Genomic DNA, 17,764 nt, shown 5'->3' with positions numbered 1-17,764 from the left:
AGCATTTTAAAACGAAAGATTTACGGCAATGGAATATGACCGGTTGATAGGGTAGAGGTTGTTATCGTCAGCCTGCTTCTCCGGGTCGAGGCCGCGATAGCTGGTGATGGTTGCAATGTTTTCAGCAGAACCCACCAGACGAAGGTTATTTACGCCTATCCGCCCCAGCAGTTTTGAAGGGACACTATAACCCAGCTGGATATTTTTAACCCGTAAAAAACTCATATCGTCGAGCCAGAACCTCGTTTCTTCGCGATTGCCACCCGGGCCGCCTAAACGGGGCCATAATCCACTCCGGTTCTCAACTGACCACGGGTTGGTCCAATGTTGCCAGGTAGAAGCGTAACGCTGGCTACCGAAATTGACATTATTGAAGTTGTTGATCCAAAAGTCTTTTCTGCCGGACGAGCCCTGTAGCAACACGGACAGATCAAATCCTTTCCAGGCTATGTTGCCATTAAACGCAAAAAAGGTAGTTGGCCTGTTCGTTTGAATATTGGGATAAGCCTTACGATCATTTCCGTCGATACGGCCGTCACCATTCAGATCCCTCCTGAGCAGGTCCCCGGGTGATGCGCCCTGCGGTGTGGCATTGTAGATATCCTGCCAGGTCTGCGCTATTCCCATGTCTTCGTAGGTATACAGAAAACCAAAGGGTAATCCCAGCGCGAGTTGGTTTCCATTAAATGCAGCACCGCGGCCAATGAATTCGTTCCATTTTTCCAGTGCACTCCTGTTGTACGATACATTTACGTTTAAACCGTATTGTACCTGCCCCACCTTCTCCCGCCAGGTGAAGTCACCTTCCACACCGCGGTTTCTCATGTTCCCGATATTGGTTCTTGGAGCATTGTAAGCACCGGTCAACATGATGGACATCTGGGAAGGCCGGATCATTCCCGTGGTAAGTCTGTCGTAGTAATCCAGCACTACTGTAAGCCTGTTTCTAAGGAATCCTAGGTCAAGACCGGTATTGAAAACAGTGGTTGTTTCCCACGACAAGAATCGGTTGATCATCTTGCTGTTTACAAATCCTCTTTGCACGTTTGTACCCGTAACATAATTGAGGGCATTAAGCGTTGGCAATTGTTCATAGCGGCCAATGGAGCTATTGTTGCCGAGGCTACCATAAGATGCCCTGAACTTACCATTTGTTAAGAACTTACTGGTTACTGGCTGAAGAAATTGCTCTTCCGTAAAACGCCATCCAACGGCAACAGATGGGAAGTAACCATACCTGCTGCCTTCGAGGAACTTGGATGAACCATCTGCCCTGAAGTTTGCCTCAAACAGGTACTTGTTAAAAGCTGTATAGTTTACACGCCCGATATAAGAGCGCAGGCCTTCGGCGAACGAATTACCGCCTGTTGTTTGAATATCCGTAAGCGCCGCGTCAATTTCGGTGAGGGATGGATGCAACCGGTCATTCCTGGCACTAACCTGCGAACGGTCGTACCAATACTCCTCGCTGTAAACGAAGAGTGCGCCGAGTTCATGATTTTCGTTGAACTTCTTTGTATAGTTCAGCCTGCCGTTCAACAAGGTTTTGTAACCGGTGCGGGTTTCATTTGAAACACCTGCGTTAGCACCAACATAAACCCGGCTGCCAAAAGTGTTCGTTTGAAAGTTAAACGCCTGGTTTGGCATCGGAGCATTTAGCCGGAAATCGTTATAGTAATTCAGTGCATAGTCGACGCGGGCAGTCAAGCCCTCAAAAGGGGTCCAGTCGTAATACATGCTGGTATTGGCTTCCTGTCTTGTTCGTTTGTTCAGGCTATTGATGTACAGTGTATAGGGATTGTAAGCCTGCGGGTCCTCGCCATAGGCCATGACCCCACCAAAATTGCCCGACTTCGGATCGTATGGAAGGATTCCGGCGATTGCATATTGCATATCATTACCTGCCGTATTTACCGGATCAGGATCCGTAAATCCTTCGCTCAGCGCAAACGTAAAATTCGACCAGTTACCATTAAAACGTACACCCAGGTTCATGTTCTTTTTGACCTTGTAATCGAAGTTGAACCGGGCATTGTATTGCTTATAGTCGTTGTTGATCTGCAGGCCCTTTTCATCTTTAAGTCCCACCGATACAAAAAAGTTTGACAATTCATTTCCGCCGCTGGCTGAAAGATTATAGTTCTGGAATGTGCCGGGTCGTATGATCACGTCCCACCAATCGGTATTAGGGTAGCGAAGCGGATCGACCATACCCATTGCCATCCACTGGTCAACGGTGCCATTTTTGAACTGCTGACTTCCGGGAAGGGTATTTACCGCCGCTCTTTGCTGGTGCAGCGTCAGGGCTCTTGGATAATCGGCCATAAACGCCATTGCCTTTGTTGGATCGGTAATGGAACTGTTACTGGTAAAGTTGATTGCTGTTTTCCGTTGTCCCTTGCCGGTGCGGGTTGTAATAAGGATTACCCCGTTTGCTGCACGTGAGCCGTATACCGATGCTGAGCTGGCATCTTTTAATACGGTAACCGTCTCAATGTCGTTGATGTTTATCCTGTTGATGTCAACATCGGGCATTCCATCCACAACGATCAACGGACCGGCATTATTTACGGTGCCGAGTCCACGTATAACGAGACTTGCTTCATTATTTCCCGCCATACCCGACGACTGAACAGCAGCAAGCCCGGGTATTAACCCCGATAATCCGGATGAGATATTCGGCAGGGCTCGACTGGTAAGTTTTTCATCAACATTCAATGTAGAGACCGAACCAACAAGGTTAACCTTCTTTTGACGGCCATACCCCACAACCACAACGTCGTTCAAGGCGGTAGTAGCTTCCGCCAATTTAACGTCAATCGTGGTTCTTCCGTTTACCTCTATTTCCTGCGAGGCATGCCCCACCGAGGTAAACACCAGTGTTCCTTTGAGGTCTGGAACGTTAATAGTGTAACGGCCCTCTGCGTTTGTCCAGGTTCCGACAGATGTTCCTTTCAGTGCGACCGTGGCACCTGAGATAGCAGCACCTTTTTCATCGGTAACCGTTCCGGTCACCGGTGCGGCAATGCCGATGACTATGATCAGTAGTAGCGCGAATGTAAAGCTCAGCCGCATTATTAAGTGCTGAAAGCGCAAGCCATTAGAAGGCTCATGTGGTGAATAATTCAGGTTGTTCGTATGCGGGTAAGCATATAACCTGCAGGAGGGTCGTGTAAAAATATTCATACAGCTTATCGTTTTAGGGCCAATTAAAGAGATGGGAATACGGGTTTGCGGGGCAATCAGAAAAGTTGATCAGGTCGTAACGGATTTCGAATAAACGCACGTTTTGTGAGCCCCGGTTTCTGGAAACAGATCGTTGAACTGTTCAGCCATTGTGTTTAATGCTAAGGAGTAAGCAGAAGAGCTATAGACAGCTGAATACGGGGAGTACACGCGCAACAGGTAAGCAGCGCAAAAATGAAGTTGCGTTATTTTAGTCATATGGAGTAACCTTGGTAAGGATAAACAATCGCTGATCGTCAATTGACCTTGCACTGAACAATCCAGTCACAGCATAGGAATAATTCCGAAGCAGGATGGCGTGCATTACAAAGCGTTCAGGTGAAAAATTAAGAAAATTTTACCAATGTAAAACTTCTTGTATAACATATAAACCTTAAGTCCCTACCATGGTGTTCCTGACGGATGGCGTGACGTTCATTTAAGGTTAAGTTTCTGCCCAAATTAATCATGAAAGAACAACCAGTGCTTAAATTGATACGATCACCTCCGCAACAATTCCGCGCGAAAATAATGGCGATGCTTTTGATACCAACATCGCACTTCGAAGCGACATCGTTGCCCGCCCGGCTCCGCCAGTCGAATGGGCGACTCCGTTCAACTGTAGCATATATGGCATCACCTAAACGATATATCTTATACCATTAATTTTATCAACCTATATCCTAACTAACAATCAGCCAAAACCTTCCCGCCATCCGCAAATCACTGCTCCACAATCCATCATTGTTACCTCATTGCCCAATACCTCAATACCCAAAACCTCAATACCCAATTCCTACTAACAATCCACCATCTCTTTAAACAAAAACTCCCTGTAGCAACTAAGCCACAGGGAGCAGACCATATCGTATAAATAGCCTTTAACTAGGAGTTCAGAACCCTGGTCTGGTGGTTGATACTCTCCAGGTGGACCGCATCGAAGTAGCGGGTGATGAATTCTTTGCTTAATCCAAGTTTTTCACCTTTCCTGAATGCGCGTTCAAGAATCTCATTCCACCGGTTGGTTTGAAGGATGGTGATGTTATTTTCCTTTTTAAACTGGCCGATTTTTTCGGCAACTTTCATCCGTTGACCAAGAATTTGCATCAGTTCATCGTCGAGGTGATTGATCTGGTTACGCAACTTCTCCAGCGCGTTGTGGTATTCTTCCGATTGAACGTCCTCTTTTCTCCAGATAATATTTTCAAGCATTTCGCTCAGGCGCTCGGGGGTAATTTGTTGTTTGGCATCGCTCCATGCATTATCAGGATCGATGTGGCTTTCAACGATAAGGCCGTCGTAGTCGAGGTCTATAGCTTTTTGAGCAACTTCCTGAAGAATATCGCGGCGGCCGCAGATGTGCGACGGGTCATTGATCATCATCAGTTCGGGGTAACGGCGTTTCATCTCGATCGCCAGGTGCCACATAGGGGCATTTCTATATTCAGAGTTGCCGTATGAAGAAAATCCACGATGGATGAGCCCGATATTTTTGATACCAGCTTTTGCAACCCGCTCTACCGCACCGATCCAAAGTTCAAGATCGGGATTGATGGGATTTTTGATCAGAACAGGAACATCAACACCACGCAGGGCATCGGCAATTTCCTGAACGCTAAATGGATTAACGGTGGTTCGTGCGCCTAACCATACAATGTCTACGTCGAAGTGGAGGGCATCCTGCAATTGTTTTGAAGTAGCTACCTCAACGGCAGTTAATAAGCCCGTGGTTTTCTTCGCCTGTTGTAACCAGGGCAGTCCTTTTGTTCCAATCCCTTCAAAGTTTCCGGGACGGGTACGGGGTTTCCAAATGCCGGCACGGTATACGTCAACCTTATTGGTGGCAGCCAGCCTTTGTGCGGTTTCCATCACCTGCTGCTCTGTTTCGGCACTACATGGTCCTGAAATAATAAGTGGTCGCTTGTTCCACACCTGGTCTAAAGGTTTTACCTCCTGATGCGTGTCTGTTGCCTGCATGGTATTATATTTAGATAACGTAAAATTTAGTCAAAATTAAAAAGTCAAAAGTCAAAATTCAAAAGTCAGAATCCGCAGCTTTTGCAGCAGAAAGACTTCCCTGTTATAATAACGTTGGATAAAGGTACGTAGTACGGCTGAGTATCATGTGCAGAGCAAAAGTCAAAAGTCAAAAGGCAAAAGTCAAAAGTCAAAAATCAAAAGGCAAAAGTCAAAGGCAAAAGTCAAAACCCCTTCAACATCTGGTAATTCATCTTCAATTTCTCAACTGCTTTCGCTGGTACAAACCCTTCAACATTGAACATACAACATTCAAAATAGCTTCCTCTTCAACATCCCCAACTGCTTTCGCTGGTACAAACCCTTCAACATTGAACATACAACATTCAAAGTAGCTTCTTCTTCAACATCCCGACCTGCTTTCGCCGGTTAACATTTAACACACAACATTCAACATAGCTTCCTCTTCAACATTCCCAAGTGCTTCGTCAGTACAAACCCTATTCAACAATTAGCTTCTCATTAAACAAAGCGCGGCGTTCAGTAAAGTAACTGCAGTACAAGAGTGCGACGCAACGATGCTCTATAGAAATTCTTCAGCCGGGTCCCAAAAAAATCAATCTACTTTTTGGCCCTCCCAGGTCATCCATCATTTATAGTTCATCATTCAATGTCGTTTATTTAAGAGAAATCTTTGGTGACCAGCTGTGGGAATTCTATTTGACATCGTTGTGTCACTCCCTTGTACCGCATCCCTTTAATCACCAATTTCTGCCACTCACCTTAAGTAAACGACATTGGTTCATCATTCATCACTCCCTTTCTCACTTCAAGATCCGCTTGATCTTGTTTGCATTGGTCATCAGTTCTTCGAGGTATTCATAGTTTTCTTTCTCAAGACTGGCTTTAAACTTCCGCAACTGGCTGATGTGTTCATTTAATACATCCAACACGTTCTCCCTGTTTTCCCGGAAAACGTCGGTCCATGTAGCGGGATTGCTCTTTGCCAGACGCACGGTGCTTGCGAAACCTGCACTCGCCAGTTCAAAGATCGCATCTTCTTCTTTCTCTTTTTCCAGAACTGTATTTGCCAGCGCGAAAGACGTAATGTGGGAGATATGACTGATATAGGCGACGTGTACGTCGTGATCTTTTGCATTCATGTACAACAGGTGCATACCCAGTTGCCGGTACAAATTCTCCACCAGCGCTACAGCCTCACCGTCACTTTCTTCCCGGTTGCAAATTACGGTGGCTTTTTCGCGAAATGCCTGGTGCTGGGCGGCTTCAGGACCACTGTATTCAGTACCCCACATAGGATGCGTCGCTACAAAACGCGACCGGTTTTTGTGATTGGTTACCGCTGCTATAACCCCTTCTTTCGTGGAACCCACGTCCATTACCACCTGGTTGGTAACATGGTCGAGTACCGATGGCAAGGCCTGCATAACCTGGGTTACCGGGATGGCCAATACCACCAGTTGCGAGCTGGAAATGGCTTCGGTCAAGGTTTTAATCTCATCCACCAGGCCAAGCTCTAACGCACGTTGCGCATGATGGTTATTGCTTTCAACGCCGATCACCTTGCCTGCGAGGCCATTGTCCTTGAGCGCCAATGCCAAAGATCCGCCGATGAGGCCAACACCTATAATGGTTACGGTCATTTTGCTGTTAAGAATTTTTGTATTCGCTCTATGGACAAGTCAAACTTTTCTTCAGGGCTGCAGAGGCTGACGCGGATAAATCCGTCGCCGGCCTGGCCAAAAATACCGCCGGGAGTGATAAAGACTTTTGCGTTATAAAGTATTTCATCGCTTAGCTTGAAGCCGCTTTGGTAGCCGGCAGGGATTTTTGCCCATACAAACAAACCTGCCTGTTCTTTGGCGTAGGTACAGTTTAGTAGATCGAGCAAGGCATAAGCTTTTTGCTTTCTGTTGGCGTAAACTGCGTTCACCTGTTCGAGCCAATCCTGCTCAAGCGAAAGCGCTTTGGCGGCGGCAAGCTGAAGTGGCAAAAACATGCCGCTGTCCATATTGCTTTTAAAACGCAACACTTCTTCGATGCGTTCTTTTGCACCCACCATAACCCCCATACGCCAGCCCGCCATATTATGCGACTTGCTGAGTGAATTCAATTCTATCGCCGTTTCTTTTGCTCCCTCCACAGCCAATATGCTGATCGGATTCTTATTGAGTATAAAACTGTAAGGATTATCGTGACAGATGAGGATATCGTGTTTTTTCCCGAACGCTACCAGTGCCTCAAACTGCTGCGTATCCGGCAATTGACCGGTAGGCATTTGGGGGTAGTTGGCCCACATCAGTTTCACCCGGGAGAGATCCCTTGTTTCCAGGTTTTCAAAATCAACAAACCAGTTGTTTTCTTCGGTAAGGTCGTAAGTAATACAGGTACCACCCGCCAGCTGAACCGCGCTGCTGTAAGTAGGATATCCCGGGTTAGGAATAAGTACCTCGTCACCCTGGTTAAGATAGGTCATACAAATATGCATGATACCTTCCTTTGAACCCATCAGCGGTAGAATTTCGGTGACGGGATTTAATGATACCCCGTACCATTTATTATACCATGACGCAAAGGCATTCCGTAAGATGTCGACACCTTTATAACCCTGGTAGCCGTGCACATTTGGTTTTGCCGATTCGTCCTGCAATGTTTTAATTACATCAGGATGCGGGGGAAGGTCAGGACTTCCGATGCCCAGGTTGATGACATTGTCGCCGGCCTGGTTCATCTCCTGTATCTCCTTTAGCTTTTGGGAAAAATAATATTCACCAATGCCGTTTAAACGATCCGATAGTTTCATAGCCGCTTAAATGGTTTTACCTTTTTTGTATACGCCGTAAACTTTTACTTCTTCGGTTACCGGCTTGATTTGTTCAATGGCAACATCAAATTGTTGCATGTTTTCAAACTCCATATCGGCGTGAAAGCTATACTTCCAATCGCTGCCAGGTATAGGGAAGCTCTGCAACTTACTCAGGTTGATCCCTGCGTCGGCTATTCGCGTAAGCACTTTTGCCAGGCTGCCTTTCGAGTGATCGGTGGTAAAATTTACAGACGCCTTATTGGCCTGTGCAACCGGTTCAAACGAACCCTCGCGCTGCAGCACCAGGAAACGTGTATAGTTATTTTTCATCGTGTGAATATTCGGACTAATCACATCGAGGTTATAAAGTTCAGCGGCGAGTTTGCTGGCTACGGCAGCTATATGTTTGCTCCTGGTTTGATGTATATGTTTTGCACTAAGTGCAGTATCTTCTGTTTCAACCAGTTTCCAGTTAAACTTGTCGAGATACTCGAGGCATTGTTGTAATGCCATATGGTGGGAATGCACTTCACGGATGTCTTCAAGTTTAATACCGGGGTTTACAAGCAGGTTTTGTTTGATCTGCAGGTAAATTTCGCCGACAATCCGGAGGTTGCTTTTTTGAAGAAGGTTGTAGTTTGGTAAGATGCTTCCGGCAATCGAATTTTCGATGGCCATTATGCCACCGTCGCTTTCTTTTTTATTGCCGGCAATTTTTACCACTTCCCTGAATGTTGCACAAGTGATTACTTCTACGTCGCCAAAAAAATGTTGAGCAGCCGCCTGGTGAAAGCTGCCTTCAAAACCCTGTATCGAAATCTTAACCGCCATCAGATAAGCAAGTTGTAATTGGTACAAAAAGAAAACTCCCGGCCTTTTGAGCCGGGAGTTTTTATGTTGATTTCTTTATTCAATCAGTTTCAACAAAAGCTTCCCGGCTTCTTACTAAAGAAGTAATAATAAAAACCAAAGAAAGCGATTGTGTTGTTCATTGTGGGGCAAATATAAGTATGATTCAGAAATGGCGAAGTTTTTAACCAAATTTAATTACCGAATGCAAGAACTTTAAACGTCGTTCAATAAAAACGTATTGACATTGAGAATTAACTAACGAGGTAGTCTTTCAACATGCTGTAGTCGTTGGCCATCTGGAAACTCATTTTGGTTTTCTTCAGGATAGCCGTGACGACATCTGGTTTAGTTATCGTTTTCTCAGTAATGGGTTCAACTACATCGTAAAACTTAATGGGATGTGCTGTTTCCAGGAAGATACCCTTATCACCCGGATGTTGCTGAAGGTATTGTTCGAGTGCATAGTAGCCTACCGCACCATGAGGATCGGTGAGGTAATCATATTTCTCCAGTACCGATTTTAGGGTTTGCCGTGTAAGCTCATCGGAAACACTAATGCTGCTGAGTACATCTTTTATCTCCGGAAAACTGTGGCGAAACATTTCGAGTATTCGCGTGAAATTGCTTGGATTGCCAACATCCATTGCATTTGAGAGCGTAGAAACGGACGAACGGGTTTCATAAGTGCCGTTGTTCAGATACCGGGGTACAACGTCGTTTGCATTACATGCTGCTATAAAATGTTTCACCGGCAGCCCTGAAACGTGTGCCAGGAGGCCTGCACAAATGTTTCCAAAATTTCCGCTTGGCACACATATTACCGGCGGCTCGCTTTCCTGCCACTGACGTAATGCAAAGAAATAGTAGAACTGCTGTGGTAGCCATCTTGCCACGTTGATAGAATTGGCAGAGGTGAGAAAGACCTGCTCATTTAAACCGGTATCGGAGAATGCCTGCTTGACGAGCTGCTGGCAATCATCAAACGTGCCGTTCACTTCAATAGCACGAATGTTTTTGCCCAGTGTTGTGAGCTGTAATTCCTGCACGCTGCTCACCTTTCCTGATGGGTAAAGAATAACGACATTGACGCCATCTACATCATAGAATCCGTTTGCGACTGCACCACCGGTGTCGCCCGAAGTTGCTACCAGTACGGTTACGTTTCGGCTATTGTCTTGTACAAAATGACCCAAACACCGGCTCATGAATCGTGCGCCCACATCTTTAAAGGCTAGTGTAGGTCCGTGGTACAATTCCAGCGCAGAAATGTTTTCGTTAACAGCTACCAGTGGAAAATCAAAATTGATTGTTTCGCTGACAATTTTTTGCAACGTCGTTTTTGAGATGGTGTCGCCTACATAAGGTTCAATCACGGTGTAGGCAATCTCCTCTTTGGAATACCCGGCGAGGTTGCTGAGCATTTCAGCAGGAACAGTAGGCATATGTTCAGGAAAATACAAGCCTTTATCAGGCGCCTGGCCGTTAATGGTTGCTTCCCTGAAGTCTGCCTTTGACGATTGTTTATTGGTACTGTAGTAAAACATCTTCTTCTGATTTAATGTGGGCCATAAGTTTAATGGCCATTGTTCAACAAAGATTATTCCGGCAGTGCAACCCTCTTGATAAAATGGGGCGGTGGCAATGGCAACTTTATGTGCATGCCATGCGGGCCTGCTACACAAAGTCGGCTAGCCTGTGATCTGTTGTTCCTCCCCGTGTATCGGATTTAACTCTTTAAGGGCAACTGTTACGCCTTGTTTGTTAATGGTGGTAACATAGGTATGAAAGTCGATACCAATTGCGGTATAAATTTCCTGCATAACACCTTCAACGTTGTCTGCTGTTTGTTTGTCGCGGCTTAACATAAATATCGACGGACCTGAACCCGATATTCCGCCACCTAAAGCGCCAGCCTGGCGGCACCTGGTTTTTACGTCGTTGAAGCCCGGGATGAGAATGCTTCTAACGGGCTCAATGATTACGTCCTCCAGTGAACGGCCGATTAATTCAAGGTCGCCTTTCATAAATCCTGCAACGAGGCCGGCAATGTTCCCCCATTGCTTAATAGCATCTTTAAGTAATACCTCTTTGCGTAGTATTTGCCTCGCGTCAGCAGTACGTACTTCAATTTGGGGGTGAACCACGGTAACATACAAATCCGGTGCAGGTATGGCAATAATGTCGAGGGGGAAAATTGATCGAATAAGTGTTATTCCCCCGTAAATACAGGGTGCTACATTGTCGGCATGTTTTACACCGCTGGCCACTTTCTCGCCTGCCATAGCAAAACGAACCATTTCGGTATTCGTAAATACATTGTTCAGTAAATGGTTTGCCGCAACAACAGCACCGGCTGCGCTCGCAGCACTTGAGCCAATACCACTTCCGGGTTTAATCTGTTTTTTTATCTGAACATGAAAGCCGATCTGACGATCAAGTTCATGTAACATTTCGATGAGTGGCGCCCCGGCGGTATTTTGCTGGGGATCGGACGGAAGGGGATAGCCGTCTAAACTTTCTATTACTACCTTTCTCTCATCGAGTAAGGTAACATGCATGATATCGTGCGGTTCATTCAGGCACATGCCTAAAACATCGAAACCACATACGAGGTTTGCTACAGTGCCTGGCGCATGTACGGTTATAGATTTACCATGTGGTGATGCTTGCATGTTTAACTATTTTCAAAACTGAAGGGTATGTCGATGGAAACTCCGGAATAATTCAGGCCATCTATGATCATCGACGTTCGTTCTATGCTGTCTATGTTTCTATCATTGATTAATTTCGACCCGCCCTGATGATATCGGCGAATACACCTGAAGCCGTGACCTCTGCCCCAGCCCCTGCACCTTTTACAACAAGCGGTTGCTCCGGGTAACGATTGGTGTAAAACAGCACTACGTTGTCTTTTCCGTAAAGATGATATAAGTCGTGTTGCGGATGGATATGTTGAAGTCCAACAGAAGCCTTCCCATTTTCGTACTTCGCCACAAATTTTAGTTTATTGCCCTGTGCGTTTGCTTCCTTAAATAATTGCTTAAAGTGGGCTTCATGTTTTGGCATTTCCTCGTAAAAGTTTGCCACGGTTCCTTCCATACACGACGGCGGCATAAAAGAATTATTCGTTACGTCTTCCATTTCAATTTGTTCACCTGTTTCGCGGGCAAGGATCATGATCTTGCGAACAACATCAGTGCCGCTGAGGTCGAGTCGAGGATCGGGTTCTGTATAGCCTTCATCTTGTGCCTGCTTCACCACTTCTGCAAAGGGTTTGTCGCCATTGTAATTATTGAACACATAGTTGAGGGTGCCGCTTAAAACCGCTTCCATCCGGTTTACTTCGTCGCCACTTCTTAACAGGTCGTTTAAAGTTCCGATCACTGGTAAACCGGCCCCAACGTTTGTTTCAAACAGGAACTGTGCATTGTATTCGCGCGCAAGGTCCTTCAGCTTTTTATAGTATTCATAAGCTGATGAACACGCTATTTTATTGCAGGCAACAATCGAGATGCTCTTGCTAAGTAAGCGATCATAATAAGTGGCTATTTCACTATTCGCGGTAACGTCGGCAAATACGGCGTTGCGCATATTCTTCGATTGAATAATGTTGATGAAACGTTCTATGTTCATCGCTTCGCCCTGGTCGAGTAATGCTTTCCAGTTCGAGCCATCTATACCCTCATCGTTAAAGAACATTTTGCGGCTGTTTGCAATGCCAACAATCCTAATTTGTAACCGCATGTGTTCCTGCAGGTAAGCCTGCTGCTGAATGAGCTGCGCCAGTAATTTGCTGCCTACATTTCCGGTGCCGGCAATAAAAAGGTTTATCTGTTTATAGGTGGTTTCGAAAAATTCTTCGTGCAGAATGTTGATTGCTTTTTTTACATCAGCATTTGAGATTACTGCTGATATATTTCTTTCGGAAGAGCCTTGTGCAATTGCACGCACATTCACCCCATTTCTGCCAAGGGCGCCAAACATTTTTCCGCTGATACCAGGGTGGCTCTTCATATTGTCGCCAACCAGAGCAACAATTGATAGACCCTGTTCAATGTTCAGGGGTTCTACGCGACCTGTTTCAATCTCGTAGGAAAAAGCATTATCGATCGTTGTTTTTGCAAGCCCGGCATTTGCCTCGTCGATACCAACACAAATAGAATGTTCCGACGATCCCTGCGTGATGAGTATTACGTTTACTTTCTGGTTCGCCAAAGCTTCAAACAACCTCTTTGAAAAGCCTGGTATGCCCACCATTCCGCTACCTTCAAGGCTAAGCAATGCAATGCGGTTAACACTGGATATTCCGCGAATACTGTTGCCGTTTTTTGGTGATACCCGCTCGATAAGGGTGCCTTCGTCGGCGGGGGCAAATGTGTTTTTGATCCAAACCGGGATTCCTTTTTTCATTACCGGGTGGATGGTAGGAGGGTAGATAACCTTTGCGCCAAAATGCGAAAGTTCCATTGCTTCCTGGTAGGAGATGTGGGGGATGACTTTTGCTGTGGAAACCAACCTTGGATCGGCGGTCATCATGCCCGATACATCCGTCCATATTTCCACAAGCGATGCATCAAGTGCAGCAGCGATAATTGCTGCGGTATAATCAGAACCACCACGGCCAAGTGTTGTCGCAACACCGTTGGCATCGCCTGCAATAAAGCCCGGCACGATGGTGATATCGGCTTCGTTGCCCGTAAACCAGGCTACAACTTTTTTGTTGGTTTCTGTAAAATCAACGGCTGCAAAAGTATGGTTGCTGTCGGTTACGATGATTTCTCTCGCATCTTTCCAGCCCGCATTTACTTCCATCGTTTGTAGCCTTGCAACAATGATCTGCGAGGATAGTAATTCGCCATAACTAACAATTCTGTCCTTACTTCTTAACGAAAGTTCTTTTAACAGGTAGATGCCATTACAGATATCTTCCAGTTCGTTGCACTGTGTTTTTACAAGGCTGAGTATCCTGCTCTGGTGGGTAACTGGTATGAGTTCGCGGATGGTTTCAAGATGGCGGCTCTCAATAATCTCAAGTTTCTCTTTATATAATTCATTCCCCGACGCTGCCAGGGAACCACATTCGAGTAAAATGTCGGTGATGCCGCCTAATGCAGACACCACAACAACTTTCTTTTCGTTGGATGATTGTTGTAAAATGGAAACCACCTTTTGAATGTTGGCAGCATTTGCAACTGAACTTCCACCAAATTTTAAAACTTGCATGAACCTTTTGTTTAATGAATAAAAGTAGTACTTGAACCGCTAAGGTTTGTGCGGCTTGTGGCCCGAGGGATAATATGGAACATGTACAACCCTAACGGGTTGCAATAATAATGCGAATAGCTGAGGTAGCCACGCTGACCGTAAAAGGGATAATATATTCCGGAGTCGGTATCACGAATAGATAATGGGGTACAAGATAATTAAAAATGATAACCGTTAAACAAAATAATAAAAGAGAATACGGAATCAGGAGATATAACTATTTTCACCCGGCACTTTCTACTGCTGCCTGCCATACTTTTGTAACGATCAAAAATCCGCTCTCATGTTTCACCAGTCGAGGAGTTTGCAGCAATTCAATAATCACGTCGGGCTTAAATTTCAGCTGTACAACAGCTTATTTACTGCACTGCCTTTTCATAGAATTGAAAAGACAGGGATCCTGCTTTCCCTTTTATTAAACCACTGTGAAGAGGGTTACAAAAAGAATCAAAGCCCGGTTCAGATACTTGAAGATTTTTTCAACCGCTATGTTACGGTAAGTAATGATCGTGAAAAGGCCGATATGTTGTTCCGCTTTGTTCAGTATGTTGAACGCCAGGTTGTACTCTTCGATGCCCTCGAGGATGCTGCATTTCGCGAGGTTCACGACATCAGTGGAATGGGTACACTCAAACACCTCGCCTCGGAAATACAACAGGCCGGTGCGGAGGATAAACTCGCCAAGAAGTTAAAAGACTTTTCCATTCGCCTTGTACTCACCGCGCATCCAACCCAGTTTTATCCCGGATCAGTGCTTGGTATCATCAACGACCTTGCACGTGCCTTAAACGACGATAATACCAGCCAGGTAAATATGTACCTGAGACAACTAGGTAAAACACCATTTTATAAGAAACAAAAACCTACGCCTTACGATGAGGCGATAAGCCTTCTGTGGTATCTCGAAAACGTTTTTTATTCTGCAGCAGGAAAAATCATCTCCAATTTAAGGGGCCAGTTTCCGCATGCGCTGTCTACGCAAAACCCGGTTATTACTATGGGCTTCTGGCCGGGTGGCGACCGCGATGGCAACCCGAATGTAACAACCGAAACTACGGTTCGCGTTGCAGAGGCGCTTCGTTCAGCAATCATCAAATGTTATTACCAGGATGTACGCCGGTTGAAAAGGCGTCTCACTTTTAAAGGGCTCGAAACGATTGTGGCAGACCTGGAGGTTAAGCTCTATAACAATATTTTTGTCCCCAACCAACGGACAGATATCTCGAGCCAGGAAATTTATGAAACCCTGCAGAAGATTCGTGAGATCATCATATACGAGCACAACGGTTTGTTTGTTCACCTGGTAGATAACCTTATGAGCAAGGTTGGTGTATTTGGATTGTATTTCGCGGCGCTTGATATCAGGCAGGAAAGTTCTGTTCACAACCAGGTTTTGGAGGCAATCAGTCTACGCGAGGATCTGTTGCCAAAAAACTACAATACGCTAAACGAAGAGGAGAAGTTGGCGTTGCTGACGAATTGCTCCGGCTCGGCGAATATCGAACTTTACGAAGACGGGGTAATAAAAGATACGATGCAGTCCATGACTGCGATCAGGTCCATACAGCAACACAACGGTGAAAATGGATGCAACCGCTATATCATCAGCCAGTGCAATTCTGCACTTAATGTAATAGAAGTATTTGGCTTGTTCCTGTTGAATGGCTGGAAGACAGATGAACTTACCGTCGATATTGTTCCGCTCTTTGAAACCATCGACGACCTTCAGAATGCTTCTAAAATCATGTCAACGCTTTATACAAACCCGGTGTACCATAAGCACCTGAAGCGCCGGAAGAACAGGCAAACCATCATGGTAGGCTTTTCCGACGGTACAAAAGATGGTGGCTACCTGATGGCAAATTGGGGCATCTATAAGGCTAAAGAAGAGCTCACACGTATTTCGCGCGAGCACGGCATCGAGGTTGTTTTCTTTGATGGCCGGGGTGGTCCGCCAGCGCGCGGCGGTGGTAAAACCCACCAGTTTTATGCCTCGATGGGAAAAAATATTTCCAGCGAAGAAATTCAGCTTACCATACAAGGTCAAACCATTAGTTCCAATTTCGGAACCGACGACTCTGCTGGTTTTAACATTGAGCAGCTGCTGAATGCAGGTATTTCCAACGAGCTTTTTTCAACCAAAGAAAAGACCCTTTCTACCGAAGACGACCAGTTGATACAGGAACTTTCAAACAGTAGTTTTGAAGCCTATAAGACCTTAAAGAATCATCCTTGTTTTCTAAGCTACCTTGCTTATGTAAGTCCGCTGAATTTTTATGGCGAAACCAACATCGGTAGCAGGCCAACCCGCCGGGGTTCATCCCGCCTGACATTAAAAGATCTCAGGGCTATTCCATTTGTTGGTGCATGGAGCCAGTTGAAACAAAATGTTACTGGATACTATGGAGTAGGAACTGCCTTGAAAGCTGCTGAAAGCGGGGGTCAGCTAAACAAGTTAAAAGCGTTGTATGCCTCCTCGCTGTACTTCAAAACCCTGATTGATAACTGCGAGATGGCGATGAAGAAGTGCTTTTTTCCACTGACCGCATACCTGTCCGCGCACCCGCAATATGGTGAGATCTGGCGCATGATCTTTGATGAGTACCAGCTTACTGAAAAGTACCTGCTCAAGCTAACCGGAAACAGCAAACTCATGGAAGGTTACCCTGTTGAGTCGTTATCAATTGAAATGCGCGAGCGGATCGTGCTACCGCTTACCACCATTCAACAGTATGCCATCAGCCGGATCCGCGATATGGAAGCAAGAATGGTAAAAGACGTGATAAAGGATTCCTTCGAGCGACTGGTTGTTCGTACTTCGTTTGGTATTATCAATGCGGGTAGAAACTCAGCGTAAACCCCGATTGGCGGATTACGGATCGGCGGATTACGGATTAGCGGATTACGGATAGGTCCAAGAAGAACCGCAGAGAAGAGGATTGGCGGATTACGGATTTGCGGATAGCGGATAGCTTGAAGAATAACCGCAGAGAATCGGGGAAGCAGAGGTTTGCGCAGAGAAGAGGATTGGCGGATTACGGATTTGCGGATAGCGGATAGCTTGAAGAATAACCGCAGAGAATGGGAGAAGCAGAGGTTTGCGCAGAGAAGAGGATTGGCGAATTACGGATAGCTCGAAGAAGAACCGCAGAGAACGGGAGCAGCAGAGGTTTGCGCAGAGAAGAGGATTGGCGGATTACGGATTTGCGGATAGCGGATAGCTTGACGAATAACCGCAGAGAATGGGAGAGGCAGAGGTTTGCGCAGAGAGGAGGATTGGCGGATTACGGATTAGCGAATTGCGGATTGCTCGAAGAATAACCGCAGAGAACGGGAGCAGCAGAGGTTTGCGCAGAGAGGAGGTTAGTGGAATACGCATCGCGGATAAGAGGAATGCATTGACAGATGTTCGTTGATAAATAATGCTTGTCTCTTTATTAAAAAAAAGATTCTTCTGATTGTAAAGAATGTTTTTAAGTGAGGTTTTTTTATGGTCCCGGCTGAAGGATTTCTATTGAACATCGTTGCGTTGCACTCTTGTACTGCATAGCTTTTATCGGCCAATTAGTTGAACTAAACGACATTGATTTAAAAGTTGTATAAGCGCCAACTCGTCAA

General features: G+C 45.7%; 9 protein-coding genes. 1 reads left to right on the top strand and 8 read right to left on the bottom strand.

Annotated elements, in window-relative coordinates:
* Positions 1-6: 6 nt before the first annotated feature.
* The 8 genes from EXU57_RS02540 to thrA form a co-directional block, all read right to left on the bottom strand.
* The gene (locus EXU57_RS02540; protein ID WP_243745479.1) at positions 7-3,186 is read right to left on the bottom strand and encodes a SusC/RagA family TonB-linked outer membrane protein; all 3,180 of its coding nucleotides are present in this window, start codon (positions 3,184-3,186) and stop codon (positions 7-9) included.
* A 924-nt stretch (positions 3,187-4,110) separates the two neighbouring features.
* On the bottom strand, positions 4,111-5,202 hold the full coding sequence (locus EXU57_RS02535) for a chorismate mutase (RefSeq protein WP_133266586.1): 1,092 nt from the start codon (positions 5,200-5,202) through the stop codon (positions 4,111-4,113).
* Positions 5,203-6,026: 824 nt separating this feature from the next.
* Positions 6,027-6,866, bottom strand: coding sequence for a prephenate dehydrogenase (locus EXU57_RS02530; RefSeq protein ID WP_133266585.1), 840 nt, complete (start codon positions 6,864-6,866; stop codon positions 6,027-6,029).
* The gene (locus EXU57_RS02525) at positions 6,863-8,026 is read right to left on the bottom strand and encodes a pyridoxal phosphate-dependent aminotransferase (RefSeq protein ID WP_133266584.1); all 1,164 of its coding nucleotides are present in this window, start codon (positions 8,024-8,026) and stop codon (positions 6,863-6,865) included. The genes EXU57_RS02530 and EXU57_RS02525 overlap by 4 nt, the downstream gene beginning before the upstream one ends.
* Positions 8,027-8,032: 6 nt before the next feature.
* Entirely contained in the window at positions 8,033-8,860 is an 828-nt protein-coding gene (locus tag EXU57_RS02520; RefSeq protein ID WP_133266583.1) for a prephenate dehydratase, read from the bottom strand.
* Between the two features lie 272 nt (positions 8,861-9,132).
* Positions 9,133-10,425: a threonine synthase gene (gene thrC, locus EXU57_RS02515; RefSeq protein WP_133266582.1), complete on the bottom strand. Its 1,293-nt coding sequence runs from the start codon at positions 10,423-10,425 to the stop codon at positions 9,133-9,135.
* A 144-nt stretch (positions 10,426-10,569) separates the two neighbouring features.
* Entirely contained in the window at positions 10,570-11,553 is a 984-nt protein-coding gene (locus EXU57_RS02510; RefSeq protein WP_133266581.1) for a homoserine kinase, read from the bottom strand.
* Between the two features lie 109 nt (positions 11,554-11,662).
* Complete coding sequence (thrA, locus tag EXU57_RS02505) at positions 11,663-14,104, bottom strand: bifunctional aspartate kinase/homoserine dehydrogenase I (protein WP_133266580.1); 2,442 nt, start codon at positions 14,102-14,104, stop codon at positions 11,663-11,665.
* Positions 14,105-14,429: 325 nt separating this feature from the next.
* On the opposite strand from thrA, the gene EXU57_RS02500 reads away from it, so the two are divergent.
* Positions 14,430-17,003: a phosphoenolpyruvate carboxylase gene (locus tag EXU57_RS02500; protein WP_133266579.1), complete on the top strand. Its 2,574-nt coding sequence runs from the start codon at positions 14,430-14,432 to the stop codon at positions 17,001-17,003.
* Positions 17,004-17,764: the final 761 nt, after the last annotated feature.

Origin of the sequence: Segetibacter sp. 3557_3, assembly GCF_004354985.1 — a bacterium.
Classification (GTDB): domain Bacteria; phylum Bacteroidota; class Bacteroidia; order Chitinophagales; family Chitinophagaceae; genus Segetibacter.
This window is presented reverse-complemented; position numbering and strand designations above follow the sequence as displayed.

Coding starts and splice junctions, on each gene's coding strand:
- EXU57_RS02530 (WP_133266585.1), bottom strand. CDS start 6,866: ATGACCGTAACCATTATAGGTGTTGGCCTCATCGGCGGATCTTTGGCA.
- EXU57_RS02535 (WP_133266586.1), bottom strand. CDS start 5,202: ATGCAGGCAACAGACACGCATCAGGAGGTAAAACCTTTAGACCAGGTG.
- EXU57_RS02520 (WP_133266583.1), bottom strand. CDS start 8,860: ATGGCGGTTAAGATTTCGATACAGGGTTTTGAAGGCAGCTTTCACCAG.
- EXU57_RS02510 (WP_133266581.1), bottom strand. CDS start 11,553: ATGCAAGCATCACCACATGGTAAATCTATAACCGTACATGCGCCAGGC.
- EXU57_RS02540 (WP_243745479.1), bottom strand. CDS start 3,186: ATGAATATTTTTACACGACCCTCCTGCAGGTTATATGCTTACCCGCAT.
- EXU57_RS02525 (WP_133266584.1), bottom strand. CDS start 8,026: ATGAAACTATCGGATCGTTTAAACGGCATTGGTGAATATTATTTTTCC.
- thrA (WP_133266580.1), bottom strand. CDS start 14,104: ATGCAAGTTTTAAAATTTGGTGGAAGTTCAGTTGCAAATGCTGCCAAC.
- EXU57_RS02500 (WP_133266579.1), top strand. CDS start 14,430: ATGTTTCACCAGTCGAGGAGTTTGCAGCAATTCAATAATCACGTCGGG.
- thrC (WP_133266582.1), bottom strand. CDS start 10,425: ATGTTTTACTACAGTACCAATAAACAATCGTCAAAGGCAGACTTCAGG.